Origin of the sequence: Mycobacterium sp. ELW1, from assembly GCF_008329905.1 — a bacterium.
Classification (GTDB): domain Bacteria; phylum Actinomycetota; class Actinomycetes; order Mycobacteriales; family Mycobacteriaceae; genus Mycobacterium.
Genome location: NZ_CP032156.1, coordinates 47,488 through 61,242 on the forward strand (window position 1 = coordinate 47,488; position 13,755 = coordinate 61,242).

The 13,755-nt window shown below is 63.6% G+C and carries 11 protein-coding genes and 3 pseudogenes; 10 read left to right on the top strand and 4 right to left on the bottom strand.

Translation table 11 applies throughout. The features are described from left to right. Window positions 1-127 precede the first annotated feature (127 nt). From D3H54_RS32275 to D3H54_RS30180, 4 genes are all read left to right on the top strand, one after another. Window positions 128-520: an MHS family MFS transporter gene (locus D3H54_RS32275; protein ID WP_149383873.1), complete on the top strand. Its 393-nt coding sequence runs from the start codon at window positions 128-130 to the stop codon at window positions 518-520. Then, window positions 517-1,383 carry a 3-hydroxybutyryl-CoA dehydrogenase gene (locus D3H54_RS30170; protein ID WP_149383874.1) on the top strand — a complete coding sequence of 289 codons (867 nt, stop codon included), beginning with the start codon at window positions 517-519 and terminating at the stop codon, window positions 1,381-1,383. The genes D3H54_RS32275 and D3H54_RS30170 overlap by 4 nt, the downstream gene beginning before the upstream one ends. A gap of 65 nt (window positions 1,384-1,448) precedes the next feature. After that, window positions 1,449-1,940, top strand: coding sequence for a histidine phosphatase family protein (locus D3H54_RS32280; RefSeq protein WP_149383875.1), 492 nt, complete (start codon window positions 1,449-1,451; stop codon window positions 1,938-1,940). 128 nt (window positions 1,941-2,068) lie between these two features. Further along, entirely contained in the window at window positions 2,069-3,784 is a 1,716-nt protein-coding gene (locus tag D3H54_RS30180) for a 2-hydroxyacyl-CoA lyase (RefSeq protein WP_168215132.1), read from the top strand. A 579-nt stretch (window positions 3,785-4,363) separates the two neighbouring features. On the opposite strand, the pseudogene D3H54_RS30185 reads toward D3H54_RS30180, so the two are convergent. Next, window positions 4,364-4,537: pseudogene (locus tag D3H54_RS30185) on the bottom strand (ATP-binding protein); the annotation flags it as partial. 139 nt (window positions 4,538-4,676) lie between these two features. Between D3H54_RS30185 and D3H54_RS30190 the strand changes: the two are divergent. The 3 genes from D3H54_RS30190 to D3H54_RS30200 are packed head-to-tail and all read left to right on the top strand — an operon-like array spanning window position 4,677 to window position 7,721. After that, window positions 4,677-5,744 (top strand): tyrosine-type recombinase/integrase, encoded by a 1,068-nt coding sequence (locus D3H54_RS30190; protein ID WP_149382636.1) that lies wholly within the window; start codon window positions 4,677-4,679, stop codon window positions 5,742-5,744. Further along, window positions 5,741-6,055 (top strand): helix-turn-helix domain-containing protein, encoded by a 315-nt coding sequence (locus D3H54_RS30195; protein ID WP_067393169.1) that lies wholly within the window; start codon window positions 5,741-5,743, stop codon window positions 6,053-6,055. Before D3H54_RS30190 ends, D3H54_RS30195 begins: the two co-directional genes overlap by 4 nt. A gap of 34 nt (window positions 6,056-6,089) precedes the next feature. Then, a complete protein-coding gene (locus tag D3H54_RS30200; protein ID WP_210419600.1) occupies window positions 6,090-7,721 on the top strand; it encodes a tyrosine-type recombinase/integrase in 1,632 nt (543 codons plus the stop codon). 64 nt (window positions 7,722-7,785) lie between these two features. Here D3H54_RS30200 and D3H54_RS30205 read toward each other — a convergent pair. From D3H54_RS30205 to D3H54_RS30215, 3 genes and pseudogenes are all read right to left on the bottom strand, one after another. Further along, window positions 7,786-8,453: pseudogene (locus D3H54_RS30205) on the bottom strand (ATP-binding protein); the annotation flags it as partial. After that, a complete protein-coding gene (locus tag D3H54_RS30210; protein WP_149383877.1) occupies window positions 8,450-9,811 on the bottom strand; it encodes a Mu transposase domain-containing protein in 1,362 nt (453 codons plus the stop codon). The pseudogene D3H54_RS30205 and the gene D3H54_RS30210, both read right to left, overlap by 4 nt. Before the next feature lie 108 nt (window positions 9,812-9,919). Next, window positions 9,920-11,153 (bottom strand): annotated as a pseudogene (locus D3H54_RS30215) (IS256 family transposase). 414 nt (window positions 11,154-11,567) lie between these two features. Between D3H54_RS30215 and isoA the strand changes: the two are divergent. Genes isoA through D3H54_RS30230 form a run of 3 tightly spaced genes read left to right on the top strand, consistent with a single transcriptional unit; the run spans window position 11,568 to window position 13,743 of the window. Next, on the top strand, window positions 11,568-13,085 hold the full coding sequence (isoA, locus tag D3H54_RS30220) for an isoprene monooxygenase oxygenase subunit alpha (protein ID WP_149383990.1): 1,518 nt from the start codon (window positions 11,568-11,570) through the stop codon (window positions 13,083-13,085). A gap of 45 nt (window positions 13,086-13,130) precedes the next feature. Then, window positions 13,131-13,409 carry a toluene-4-monooxygenase system B family protein gene (locus D3H54_RS30225; protein WP_149383878.1) on the top strand — a complete coding sequence of 93 codons (279 nt, stop codon included), beginning with the start codon at window positions 13,131-13,133 and terminating at the stop codon, window positions 13,407-13,409. Then, the gene (locus tag D3H54_RS30230; protein WP_149383879.1) at window positions 13,402-13,743 is read left to right on the top strand and encodes a Rieske 2Fe-2S domain-containing protein; all 342 of its coding nucleotides are present in this window, start codon (window positions 13,402-13,404) and stop codon (window positions 13,741-13,743) included. The genes D3H54_RS30225 and D3H54_RS30230 overlap by 8 nt, the downstream gene beginning before the upstream one ends. Window positions 13,744-13,755 lie beyond the last annotated feature (12 nt).

Genomic DNA, 13,755 nt, shown 5'->3' on the forward strand with positions numbered 1-13,755 from the left:
TAGTCAGACCACATTAGTGGTCCTACCATATGGCTTACGCGACCGTCGGTCAAGGACTGCTCAGTACATTTGCGCAGCGAATGCGAGCCGTTTGTACTTAAACTCGAGCTATGGTAGGACCATACGTATGGTCTATGTGAGCAGTGAAATAGCTCGACAAAACGATCTTGAAGAGGCGACGAAGTTCCCAACACCCGCCCGGTGCGGCGAACAGGGATCGTACGGAACCGAGGCCGTGTTGTTGTTTCCGATTGTGTTCTGCCCCAGCATCGATCCTGCCTTCGGCACGATTGCGCCTTTCGCGACCTTCTTCGGCTTCTTTGCACGCCCTGTTGGGGGGCTCCTCTTCGGTGCGTTTGCCGGAGCGCGGTTGCCGATCCTCACAGCTGGGATAGTTGTGTGCGATTCAGGTATCAGGCTAGGTGTGCCGCTTGTCAGGTTGCCCGCGGTGGGCCTCGTCTGTGTGTTGGTCCTTCTGGAGGGTATGGGCAGCGACCTCACGGATGTGCCTGCCCGATGAACAAGTTGTCATCCGATGGGGAGAAAGTTGGCGTTGTGGGCTGCGGCCTGATGGGCGCAGGTATAGCGGAGACGTGTGCGCGCGCGGGGCTGGAGGTCGTGGCGGTCGAGACAAACGAAGACGCCGCGAACCTGGGTCGGATCCGGCTGGAGAAGTCACTTTCTCGTGCTGAGGCCAAGGGCGCGATCGCGTCGGCGGCTGAAGTGCTGGAACGCGTTCAGATCGGCACCAACCTGAACGCACTCGCGGACCGCTCAATCGTCGTCGAGGCAATCATGGAAGACGAAGCCGTAAAGACCGCACTGTTCCGCGAGCTCGACCAGATCGTAGTCAGCAAGGACGCCATTCTGGCCTCGAATACCTCGTCGATCCCCATCATCAAGTTGGGGGTGGCCACGTCGAGGCCCGGGCACGTCATCGGAGTCCACTTTTTCAACCCGGTGCCCGTGCTCTCGCTGGTGGAACTTATCCCGAGCTATTTTACGGCCGAGGCGACCACCGAGCGAGCCAGAACTTTCGTCCAAGAGAGGCTGGGAAAGCATGCCATTGACTGCCAAGATCGCGCTGGTTTTGTTGTCAATGCGCTGCTGATCCCCTTCCTGCTTTCCGCCATCCGAATGGTAGAGGGGGGCTTCGCGACGCCGGAAGACATTGACGAGGGACTGATCCGCGGGTGCGCGCACCCACAGGGGCCGCTGGCGCTCGCCGACCTGATCGGTCTCGACACGACCAGAGCGATTGCTGACGCCCTATACGAGGAGTACAAAGAGCCTCAGTACGCTTGCCCGCCGCTGCTGGCGCGGATGGTCGATGCTGGACAGCTCGGCCGCAAGAGCGGCCGAGGCTTCTACGCTTACTCGTAGTCCTGCGCGTGCTTCAGACATTGTGGGTCCGGCATGGCGAATCGGCGTGGAATCGTGTCGGTCGGATGCAGGGCCAGACGCCCTGGCCGCCGCTGACAGCCGTTGGTTTGCAGCAGGCGCATGCTGCGGCAGAACGCCTCGCCGCCAGTGATCCGCGCCGTCTGCTTACCTCCGATCTCTGCCGGGCCGCGCAATCGGCGAGCGTCATCGCAGATCGTCTCAGCTTGAGGGTCGAAACCACTCCGCTTCTGCGGGAGAGATGCTGGGGGATTTACGAGGGCAGGCCGATTCTCGATGGTCACCTCTGCGAGGCAAAGCTGTGGCCCTTCGAGCGGCTGCCGAAAGGCGAGTCGCGCGAGGATGTTGCGGATCGGGTACGGAAACTCGTGGCTGGCATCGCGGAACCTGGACCGGTAGTCCTTGTGACCCACGGCGATGTGATCCGCGAGGCTGTGGCGCTGTTCTCTAGGCGCTTTGCTCCCGCACACTCGCTAGACAATGGGAGCGTGGTTCGATTGTTGCTGCCGACGGCCACGACCGGATGCCGTAGCCGCTAACCCTCGAGCTGGAGCGTGTGCGCACCACAATGTGGTTGGACCATACTGTGGTGCGTGTTACCATCGATCCGGGGTCAAGCTTGCAAAGCATCTTTCGCAAACTCCGAACTCCCGAGATTGGTAGTCACATGGCCGAAATGACCGTTGCCCGACTCATCGCCGATCGGCTGGTAAGCCAGGGCGTGCACCGAGTGTTCGGTTTGTGCGGCGGTCACATCCAGCCTCTGTGGGACGCCGTGGCTCGTGCCGGCATCGAAATCGTCGACGTGCGGCATGAGGCCGCAGCCGTCTATATGGCTCACGCAACTGCCGAGATCTCCGGCGAGTTGGGTGTCGCCTTGATAACCGCGGGTCCCGGCCTGACGAACGCTGTCACAGCTATTTCGAATGCCTTCGTCGCGCGGAGCCCTGTGCTTGTGATCTCGGGTCGCACACCGCGACCGCAGGCCGGCATGGGTGCGATGCAGGATATCCCTCAGGCTGAGATCGTCAGGCCCATCAGCCGTCTTGTTGAGCAGGTGTCCGAACGACATCACGTGGTCGCGCGCCTGGATAAGACTATCGCGGCGGCACTTGGCGCTGTCACGGGCGCGACCGGACCCGCGTACATCGACCTACCCACAGATCTGCTGACTGAGGAAGCTCACGAAGCCGATATCCCTCCGTTGGCGATGGAGTTCCGTAACGCGATAGAGGTAGCCCCGAGTCCGTCTGCGGTCGCGCAAGCCGCCGGTCTTATCCGCGACTCTTCCCGGATCGTCGTGATCGGCGGGCGCTCTGTCCGCGCGGCGGTCGGTCAGGTGCGGACATTTATCAGTATGGCCCAAGCGCTGTACCTGGACTCTGGGGAGAGTCGCGGTGCTATCCGAGATGACTTACCGGGTTTCGTGCCTGCGGTGCGCGGACGCGCCATGAGCGAGGCCGACCTGGTGATCACTCTGGGTCGCCGCTTGGACTTTCAACTCGGTTACGGGTCACCCGCAGTGTTCTCGCCAAGAGCGCGGTTTCTGCGGATAGGCACCTCCTTCGAGGAGCTAGGGGACACTCGCCGCGGCGACGTCGAGGTGCAGGGCAGTACTGACGCCGTGCTCACCGCTCTGGCGGAGCGCGGAGCGACTCCGGATGTACCTGACCTCGAGTGGCTCAAAGACATGCGTGAGTCGAACGTGCAGAGGACCTGCACGCTCTCAGCGAAGCTGCAGGCACAGGAGCTCGATTCCGACGGTCGGATGTCCCCGAACTTCGTAATCGGATCGGTGAACGACCTTCTGACCGACAAATCGATCGTGATCGCCGACGGCGGTGACATCCTCTCGTTCGCGCGCGTGGGCCTCAAAGCGGTCGACTACCTCGACTGCGGTGCGCTGGGGTGTCTTGGTGTGGGGGTACCCTTCGCGATCGCGGCCGCTTTGCATAGGCCGGATGCGCCAGTATTCGCGGTGATCGGTGATGGCAGCTTCGGTTTTACGGCAATGGAGATCGACACGGCAGTCCGCCGAGGAGCGCGAGCGGTATTCGTCGTGGCGAACAATGAGGCGTGGAATATCGAACGTCATGACCAGATGGACCGGTTTGACGGCAATCTGGTTGGTGTTGATCTACCCGGCTGCCGTTATGACCTGCTGGCACGGAGCCTCGGTGCGTACGGCGAGCGGGTGGAAAATGCCGGCGAACTGGCCGCTGCATTAAGGCGAGCCGTCGACAACGCGCCCGCTGTGGTGGATGTCATCGTCTCCCGACAAGTCAAGTCTCCGGACTATCTCAGCGGGCTGGCCGAGGTGCCACCTCGTCAGGCGGTCAGGGCCTGGAACGTTGGAGAATTCAAACGCTACGCCGCGCTGTGAATCACTATCGAGGGCTATGTCGAGGTCTATCGGCCGCTTAAGGCCCAAACGGGGTGGGCGCAGCGGCGGCAGAGCAAGCACGGGCGTGCGCCGGGTTCAGCAGCCGAGCTGATAAGCCACCCCGGCTAACGACCAGAGCGACTGTGTGCTCACAGCCGGACCGCTCGCTCGCTCGATGGTGAGCCGGTGCGATAACACCCCGAACCTGCCACATGCTCGGGGATCCGAGACTGTCGACCCTGTGTCGCGGAAACACTCCACGACCTTGGGTCGCAGCTTCACCGGTCTCCGACGACGGCGACGCTCATCGAGCAATCGCGCCACCCCGACTGGCAAATCTGCTGCCGGCATCAGGATTTGTTCCCAGCGAATTATTCTGTGCTGCAGCTGCTACCACGCAGGCAATCCAGCGACCAGATATGGCGGTCAAGTCCAGGGACGTGGTGTACGACGTCGTCGTGTGATTCTTCGTCGTCATGGTTCAGGCGGTCAGCGCCGCCGGAGCGTCCTCCTGTTCTGACGGCGCTCATCGAAAATCCCCGGCTGTGCTCGCCGAAATTCCTCACCTGTGAGCAGCGGTCAGTGTAGTTGTTGGCGAGTGCCGGTGGTGGTTCGGCGCAGGGTTTCCGCGGCGGCTTGGTGGTCACGGAGGCGGTAGGACTCGCCGTCGAGATTGATCACGACGGAGCGGTGCAGCAGGCGGTCGAGCATCGCGGCGGCGACGGTGGTGTCGCCGAGGATTTCGCCCCAGGCAACTGGAGCTGGCACATGTTCGTTGTGACCGTTTTGCCCTGCTAGCTGGGCTTTCGACTGGTCTGCGTGTCTTGCCGATCTTCAAGGCGTGGTCGCGATATATTAGGTGCTGCCTTAACCAGTTAGGTGAGAAGAAGGTGTGCGGCTAGTGGAGGGTCTGCGGCTGATTCCCGGTGGCGCCGCACCGGTCGAGCCTATTTCTGCCGATCCTGTTGTGTTTCAACGTGAATGCGTCGATGCGTTCGTGGCGTCGTGGCATGCTCGAGGATTCAGCCTGGTGACGATCGACAATGATATTGGGTTGTTGGAGCGGACGTTGGCGGCGCTGGGGCGTCCGGCGTGGGAGGTCACCAGTGAGGACATCGATCGGGTGGTCGGCGAGCTGGCGATGGCGGGGCGAGCGGCGTCGACGCGCCGAGAGTACGTGCAGATCTTCAAGGGGTTCCATCGGTTTCTGCAGACCCGCAAGGCTGCTGAGATCGAGGCCATGTTCGGGACGCGGTTGGTATGCCCGGTGGACGAGTTCAACGCCTCCCGGCACGTGGGTGACGACTCGCCGGCAGTCGCGGCGCCGCCGACCCCGGAGCGGGTGAGCGAGTTCTTCGAGTTCCTGAAGTCGAGGATCGCCACCGCCCGCAAGTACGGTCCGGCCGCGCGGGACTACGCGATGTTCCGGACGCTGTATCACGCTGGGTTGCGGTCGGAAGAGTCTGCGCTGCTGGAGATTCCGGACGTGCATTTCGATCGTGGACCGTTCGGTAAGTTGCACGTGCGGTTCGGCAAGGCTGCCCACATGTCCGGTCCCCGGCCGCGGTGGGTACCGATGTTGGACGGGCTGGAGGTGTTGTTGCGCTGGTTTCTGGCCGATGTGCGCCCGAAGTTCCCGGACTCGCCGGTGCTGTTCGCCGACGAGTCCGGCGGCCCATTGCATCGTGGCACGATCCGCAATCGGCTGCGATATCTGATGGAGCTGGAGGGCCGGCCGGCGACCGAGCGGTTCAGCCCGCACGCGCTGCGCCGGGCCTGCGCTACTCACAACTATGAGCGCGGTGTGGATCTGGTTGCGATTCAACAGCTGTTGGGGCATTGGACGGTGAGCTCGACGATGCGGTATGTGCGGCCGTCGGCGACATTCATCGAGGACGCCTACCGGCGTGCGGTCACCTCGACGCTGGCCGAGCTGAGCGGAGAGGACGGGACGGCATGAAGATTCGATGGCGGCTACGGATGGCCGCGGCCCAGCGCGAGGTCTGGACCGGCACCGAGCTGCGGCGGCTACTGGCCGAGCGAGCGGGTCTGGAGTTATCAGCGGCGTCGGTGTCAGCGCTGTTGACCAAAGAGCCCACCCAGATCAAGCTCTCGACGCTGATCGCCTTATGCACCGCGCTGGACTGCACCGCAGATGACTTGTTCGAGATCGACACCACCCCAGTCGAACAGATCGCGCCATCGCCGCGCCCAGTTGTCTCAGAGCCCAAGACCGCCACCGCGCGGGGTCGGTCGATGCCGCCAATGTAGGGCCCCACTCAAGGGTTAGAACGGGTTGCGGCTGATGGGGAAACGGCAACGAGACTGCCTCGACTGCGGCGCACCGGTCGGATACATCGGCCGCGAGCACTGCTGCCGGTGCACCCGCCGGTTACGAGAGCAGGCGGCCAAGGCGCGATGCCCGGGCTGCGGCCAGGGCCGGGTGTTGATTCCGGAGACGGGCCGGTGCGTGCTGTGCTCACGCCGCTGCCGCGAATGCGGCGGACCGATCAAATTCCGCGGTGAGACGGTGTGTCGGCCGTGCCAGAAGCGGGCCGCGCTCGCCGCTGCGAAATCGGCGTGCCCGCGCTGCGCAAAGCCCGGCTATCTCCGCTCGACTGGGTGGTGTGGCCGGTGCTCGCGGCCCGGCCCGCCAAAGGAGCCGCCCCGCATCTGTGTGTCCTGCGGTGAGCTGCGCCGCCACGCCGGGCGCGGTATGTGCGGGCGATGCTGGCAGCGCCACCCCGACCGGCCGTTCGTACGCGGCGAGACCCTGGCCGCTGGGCTCGCCGAACCACCGGACTGGCTCGACGACTTCGTCGCGCATCTGGCCGCCCATCACTGTCCCGCTCGCGCCTGCAGGTTGATCACCACGCTTGCTCGACTTCTCGAAGACGAACACCCCAACCACCCGCAAAGCGTGCTCGAGCGAGCCCGCCGGCCCGGCCGGTCGATGGGATCACTGGCGCGTGCCCTGGAGACGTTCTTCACCGAGCGTGGACTGGCGATGGCCACCGACCAGGACCAGAGGCTCGCCGCTGGACGGCGCAAGAAACGGATCGATGCCACCCCGGCTCCGATGCGCGCCGCTGTCGCGGCCTTCGCCGAATCCATGCTGCACGCCCGCGACCGGGCCCGGCGTGCGGGCACCCGGCCCCGCACCGACCGCACCATCGAGTCAGCGTTGACGATAGTGCGCGACCTCGCCTGTTTCCTCGATACCCACCGCGGCAAACAGGATTGGGCACTCGTTGACGTCACCGATATCGAGGCGTTCCTCGCCGGACTGCCGAACACCCGAGCGCGACGCCTGACTGTATTGGGCCAATTCTTCCGATTCGCACGCAACTACCGTGCGGTGCTCATCGACCCGACGCGCGGCATGTCGGCCAAGCGTCACAGGGGATTTCGCGGCCGCACCGTCGCCATCACCCAGCAACGCACCCTGTTTCGCCGCTGGAGCGCCGACCCTGCCGCGCACCCGCACGAGGCCCTCTTCGGACTCCTTGCCATATTGCACGGTGCCTCCAGCCGTGAGCTGCGGCTGCTGCAGGTCGACCACATCGACACCAGTGATCGCTCGATCCGGCTCGGCAAGCGCCCCCACCCCGTGCCGCTGGACCCGGTCAGCTGGATCGCTCTGCAACGCAGCCTCGATCACCGCGAGACCCTGCGCACCAACAACCCGCACGTGATCGTCACCCGCGGCACCAAAGCCGACCGGCGACCGGCGTCCGAGGCATACATGAGTCACCTGCTCGATCCATGCGGTCTGCCACCCAAGATGCTGCGCAGCACTCGGCTGGCCGATCTGGTCAACACGATCGACCCGAAACTCGTCGCGGCAGCATTCGGGATGAGACCCGAAGGAGCGATGATCTACCTCGCCGATCACCTCGACGATGGCCGATTGCCCGAGCAGCTCGCTGAACCCTGACAGGTGCGAACGTGTCACATTACGACGCCACTTCCGCACAGGTTCGCGTGAACAAGTGCGCTTTTCCCACCCCGCGGTTGGTGGTGATCACGATGCTGGTCTTCAGATACCGTTGGGAGACAACCTGAAACAGCGCTGACGCGGCCTCCGCCGGCAGCGGCAGGTATCCGAGTTCGTCGATCACTAGCAGTGTGGGCCCGGCGTAGAAGCGCATGGTGGTGGCCCAGCGTCCCTCGATCGCCGCGCGGTGACATCGGGCGGCCAGGTCGGCGGCGGTGGTGAAGTAGGTGCGATACCCGGCATATGCTGCAGCCCTTGCCAATCCGACTGACAGATGTGTCTTGCCGGTGCCGGCCCGATGAGCAACATGTTGGTCGCTGATTCGAGGTAGCGGCAGGTGCCCAGTTCGTCGATGAGCTTGCGGTCGATCCCGGCGGCGGCATCGACGTCGAAGTCGGCCAGGGTGGCCGGGGTGGGCAGGCAGGCGAACCGCAATCGACCGGCCAACCGTCGGGCGGTGCTGGCCTCGACTTCCACGGCCAGCAGCCGCTCCAACGCTACGGTCAGCGACAGGCCCTCAGCGGTGGCCTGGTCAAGGACCGCGGGTAGGGCTTCGGCGGCCGCGGCCAGTTTGAGTTCGGCCAGATGTGAGCGCAGCTGCTGATAGCGGCTCGCGGCCGCCGACGGCGACTTCTCGGTGGTGGTCTTGGGGGTGCGCGGGGTGGGGGTCATTGGATGGTCCTGTTCTGGGCGGCCCGCTCGTAAGCGGACAGGTCGATGACGGTGGAATCGGTTGACGGAGTTGATGTTTCAACCGCGGTGATGGATTGCTGCTTGAGTTGAAGCAGTTGCGCGGCAGCGGCTTTGGCGGCCGGGCCCGGTGGGATGTGTTCCTTGCGCCGGTGCGGACGTCCGGTGGCCGCGGTGGCCATCGCGGCGGTGTCCAGGGCGATGACATGCCCGCTGTCGCGCACCATCACCCCGAGCCCGTCAGCAGCCATCCTGTGCCGGGCGATCACGATCCCGCTCGTGGTGGCGATATCGCAGAACTCGCCGCCGACCGGATGCGACACCACCACCTGGGCGGCGGCCAGTTCCGGAGGCACTGAGTAGCGGTTGCCGCGGTAGGACACCATCGCCTGTCGCGATGCGGTGCGGGTTTCGGCCACGATCACCGGATACGCCACCGCCGGCACCGGGGATAGCGGTTCGGAGTTGGCCACCACCGCGACTGAGGAGCGGCCGTCGGCAGTGGCCCGCAGCCGGGTGTCGCTGCGTACCCGGGCGAAGCGATCCAGGTTGGCCTGGGCGGCCTCGACGGTCATGTCGTCGGCCAGCGTGCGCCACCAGCGTTGCGCGGCGGTGTGGTTGACCTTCTCCACCACGCCCTTGCGGTTTCCGCGCCGGGGCGGGCAGATCGCCACCGAGACTCCGTAGTGCTTGGCCACCCCGGCGAACGATGCGGTCACCCGGCCGCTGCCGGGATCGCACACGGTGGCCATCCGGTCGAACCGCCACACGCGGGTGCACCCGCCCAGGCCGCGGGTGACACGGTCCAGGCCGGCGACCAGGTGCGGTTGATCCTCGCTTGGCGCCAAATAGCCGCGCCATTTCCCGGAATGAGCCAACGAGCCGACCAACAAGTGCGCGGTCTTGCCCCACCCCCTCGATTCGGGCGCGTCGGGCAATTCCAGCCAGTCCCAACGGGTTTCATCACCCGGCTCGTGCGGGATCACCGCGTTCGGGCGGTCGGTCGCGGTGCGGCACACCTGGCACACCGGGCGCAGATTGCGGGCCCGGATATTGCGGGTCAGGCTCTGATACGACAGACCGAACCCCAGGTCCTCGAGCTCATCGAACAGCGTCCGAGCCCACAGGTGCGGGTCCTCGGTCAGCCTCGCGGTGACGTAGTCGACGAACGGATCGAACGGATCCGGACCGGGTCGGGCACGCACCCCGGGCTTGCCGTCACCGGCCAGATACTTGCGGACCGTCTTGCGGTCGAAGCCGGTGTGGCGGGCGATCGCCGAGATCGACCAGCCACGACGGCGTAGGGCATGTACTTCCAAGTCGTCCTCCCATGTGAGCATGAGAAAGCGGGCCTCCTTCGATGGAGCAACTGGCGTCAGACACCAGCAGCTTCGAGGGAGGCCCGCCCTTCTCGGCGGAGCCACACGGGTGGGGAATTTCGATGAGCGTCAGTGGGGAATTTCAGCGAGCGCGGTCAGTTCTGCCGGGGCTTCGTTGACGGCGCGTGATTTGCTCAGGACGTCGAGGCCGAGGTAGCGGCGGGATTCGGCCCATTCGTCGTGTTGTTCGGCCAGCACCGCGCCCACGAGGCGGAATCAGGGCGTTGCGGTCTGGGAAGATGCCCACGACGTCGGTGCGCCGGCGGATCTCCTTGTTGAGCCGCTCCTGTGGGTTGTTGGACCAAATCTGACGCCAGATCTGCTTGGGAAACGCGGTGAACGCCAGCAGATCAGGCCGCGCTGCTTCCAAGTTCTCGGCGATCCCGGGAGAGCTTGTCGGTGAGCGCATCGATGATCCGATCATATTGAGCAGCAACAGATTCAGCGTCAGGTTGATCGAACACCGAATGCAATAGGGTGCGCACCCACGGCCATGAACTCTTGGGAGTCTTCGCCATCAGGTTGGTCGTGTAGTGGGTTCTGCACCGCTGCCAGGCGGCACCGGGCAGCGGTGCGCCGATCGCGGCCACCAACCCGGCGTGCGCGTCGGAGGTCACCAGTTTCACCCCCGAGAGCCCGCGGGCGGTCAGCGACCGCCAGAACGTCAGCCAGCCCGCTCCGTCCTCGGCGGTGGTGACGTCGATACCGAGGATCTCGCGGTAGCCCTCGCCGTTGACCCCGACCGCGATCAGGGCATGCACGTTGACCACCCGCCCGCCCTCGCGGACCTTGAGCACGAGCGCGTCGGCGGCCACGAACTTGTAGGGGCCAGCGTCCAAGGGTCGGGTGCGGAAGGCTTCGACGGCGGCGTCGAGTTCTTTGGCCATCACCGAGACCTGCGACTTCGACAAGCTGGTGATGCCCAGGGTCTCGACGAGCTTGTCCATCCGCCGCGTCGAGACTCCGAGTAAGTAGCAGGTCGCCACCACGGTGGTCAGGGCCCGCTCAGCGCGTTTGCGGCGCTCCAGTAGCCAGTCCGGGAAATAGGAGCCATGTCGCAGCTTGGGGATCGCGAGATCCAACGAGCCTGCACGGGTGTCGAATTGGCGGTGCCGGTACCCGTTTCGGGAATTGGTGCGCTCAGCGCAGCGTTCGCCGTATCCGGCGCCGCACATCGCGTCGGCCTCGGCACCCATCAACGTGTGGATGAAGGTGGCGAGCAGCTCGCGCAGCACATCGGGGTGGTAGTGGTGAGTCGTTCGGCGAGCACGGCGGGCAGGTCGATATTGTGGGCAGTGGTCATCGCGTCGGTTCCTTTGCTCGAGTGACTTTGAAGGGTCTCTCGAAGAATCACGCGATGACCTACAATCGTTCGGCTACGACACGCCGGTACCGACGATCAGGTCCGACTCGTACACCACCTTGGTGGACGCAACCGATATGGCTGCAGCATCTCGTACTTGGCCTGCGCTCTGTCGGTGGCCGAAAAGGGCTGATGTGTCCGGTCGCGTGGCCTGTATCTGTCGGTTGTGCGGCCGTCCGTTCCCTTACCGCCGTTCGGCGGTGAACGCGCATCGTTGTGCCGAAATTGCGTCCGACCTCCGAACGGAGGTACTGCCTCGCACAAGCAGCTGGAATCGTTGCCGCCAAGACATCATCTGAACTGTGCTGGGACTGTTCCACAGCCCTAAAGGTCGATCGAAAGGTGGTTAACGAAATGCTATTGAACAGGGACGATTGGTACGACACCTCACGCGATCTCGACTGGGATATGACTTATGTCGATAAGGGGACTGCATTCCCCGACGGCTGGACGGGGTCAGGCGATATTCCGAAGGAGGCGTGGGCGAAGTGGGATGAACCATTCCGTGTCTCCTACCGCGACTACGTGCGCATCCAGCGCGAGAAGGAAGCTGGTGTCAAGGCAGTGAGCAACGCACTTGTGCGGGCCGGCATCTACGAGAAGCTGGACCCGGCGCACGTTGCCGCATCACACCTCCATATGGGTGGCACCTGCATGGTCGAGCAAATGGCCGTCACGATGCAGAGCCGGTTCTGTCGGTTCGCTCCGTCACCGGCCTGGCGCAATCTCGGCGTGTTCGGCATGTTGGACGAAACCCGCCACGCGCAGCTCGATTTGCGCTTTTCACACGATCTACTCAAGGCAGACCCTCGATTCGACTGGGCGCAAAAGGCATTCCATACCAACGAGTGGGGCATACTGGCAGTCAAGAACTTCTTCGATGACGCCATGCTCAATGCGGACTGTGTGGAGGCATCGCTAGTCAACAGCCTGACGGTCGAGCACGGCTTCACGAATCTGCAGTTCGTCGCCCTAGCTGCTGATGCGATGGCTGCGGGGGATATCAACTGGTCAAATCTGTTGTCCTCCATACAGACTGACGAAGCTCGCCACGCTCAGCAAGGCTTCCCGACCCTGGCCATCCTGATGGAGCATGATCCCGCGCGTGCTCAACGTTCTATCGATGTGGCTTTCTGGCGGGCTACTCGGCTCTTCCAGACACTCACCGGGCCTGCGATGGACTACTACACGCCTCTTGATCAACGAAGGCACAGCTTCAAGGAGTTCATGCTTGAGTGGATCGTCAACCACCACGAGCGCATCCTTGACGACTACGGCCTGAAGAAGCCCTGGTACTGGGACCAATTCATGCGGGCGCTGGAAACCGGTCATCATGCGATGCACTTGGGCACCTGGTACTGGCGGCCAACGTTGTTCTGGAAGCCGAATGCCGGCGTCTCGAAGGATGAGCGTGAATGGCTGAACGAAAAGTACCCGACATGGGAGCAGGACTTTGGCTTCATGTGGGACGAGATCATCGCCAACATCAACTCAGGCAAGATGGAGTTGACCCTGCCGGAGACCCTGCCTGCGTTGTGCTCCCTCACACAGTTGCCGCTGGGCGCTGGTATGGGCCCGCACGAGTGTGGTGAGAACAGTTTGATGTACAAGGACCGCCTCTACCATTTCGACTCGGCGATCTCCAAATGGTGCTTCGAGCAGGACCCAGAGCGTTACGCAGGCCACCAGAACATCATCGATCGGTTCATCGCCGGAGAGATCCAACCACCAGACCTCTCAGGCGGTTTGGCATACATGAGCATCACCCCCGACGTGATGGGTGATGACGTTTACGACTACGAGTGGGCCAAGGACTACTTACCCAGTAACGGCAACGGCAAGCATTCGGTGGCCGAAACAGTTTTGCAGTAGCCGGCCGGCCGGTTGGCGTACGACTTGTTAGGAGTGTGAATTGTTATGGCCCCGTTCCCGATTACTGCGCGTTTCGTTGGCGATTTCATAGCCCAGCTGATCGCGATCGACACCGACGACTCCTGGGCGGAGGTGGCTGACAAGGTGGCATACCACGTTGTGGGTCGCCGCGTCGCGACCCCTGATCCGCACCCGGGATATGAGGTGGTTTTCGACGGACAGATTCTGCCTGCACAGGGAAAAGTGACCGACCTGTTCGCGACCAATCCCGTGCCGCCGCTGCAGTGGTTCGACGTCCGATTCAGAGAGACCAGCCATGTCTGAGTCGGACGATGAGGGCTATGTCGAACTCGTGGATGCCGAGGAGCTGTGGGACGGGGAGATGGAGGCTTTCGATATCGGCGATGCTGAAGTGCTGCTGCTGAAGGTCGCCGGGCAGATTCGTGCCTACGACGGTATCTGCCCGCACCAGAGTATGTCGCTGGTCGAGGGCGAACTCGAAAATGGGGTCGTCACATGTAGAGCCCACGAATGGCAATTCAATGCTCTGACCGGGGAAGGGGTTAATCCCCGAGACACCTGCTTGACGCCGCACGACGTCCGCGTCGTTGACGGTGTTGTACAGGTCCGCCTACGAGCACGCGCTCACCCGCATTAACGGAGGAACTGA

Coding starts and splice junctions, on each gene's coding strand:
- D3H54_RS30225 (WP_149383878.1), top strand. CDS start 13,131: ATGGCCCCGTTCCCGATTACTGCGCGTTTCGTTGGCGATTTCATAGCC.
- isoA (WP_149383990.1), top strand. CDS start 11,568: ATGCTATTGAACAGGGACGATTGGTACGACACCTCACGCGATCTCGAC.
- D3H54_RS30230 (WP_149383879.1), top strand. CDS start 13,402: ATGTCTGAGTCGGACGATGAGGGCTATGTCGAACTCGTGGATGCCGAG.
- D3H54_RS32280 (WP_149383875.1), top strand. CDS start 1,449: ATGCAGGGCCAGACGCCCTGGCCGCCGCTGACAGCCGTTGGTTTGCAG.
- D3H54_RS30195 (WP_067393169.1), top strand. CDS start 5,741: ATGAAGATTCGATGGCGGCTACGGATGGCCGCGGCCCAGCGCGAGGTC.
- D3H54_RS30170 (WP_149383874.1), top strand. CDS start 517: ATGAACAAGTTGTCATCCGATGGGGAGAAAGTTGGCGTTGTGGGCTGC.
- D3H54_RS32275 (WP_149383873.1), top strand. CDS start 128: ATGGTCTATGTGAGCAGTGAAATAGCTCGACAAAACGATCTTGAAGAG.
- D3H54_RS30210 (WP_149383877.1), bottom strand. CDS start 9,811: ATGCTCACATGGGAGGACGACTTGGAAGTACATGCCCTACGCCGTCGT.
- D3H54_RS30200 (WP_210419600.1), top strand. CDS start 6,090: ATGGGGAAACGGCAACGAGACTGCCTCGACTGCGGCGCACCGGTCGGA.
- D3H54_RS30180 (WP_168215132.1), top strand. CDS start 2,069: ATGGCCGAAATGACCGTTGCCCGACTCATCGCCGATCGGCTGGTAAGC.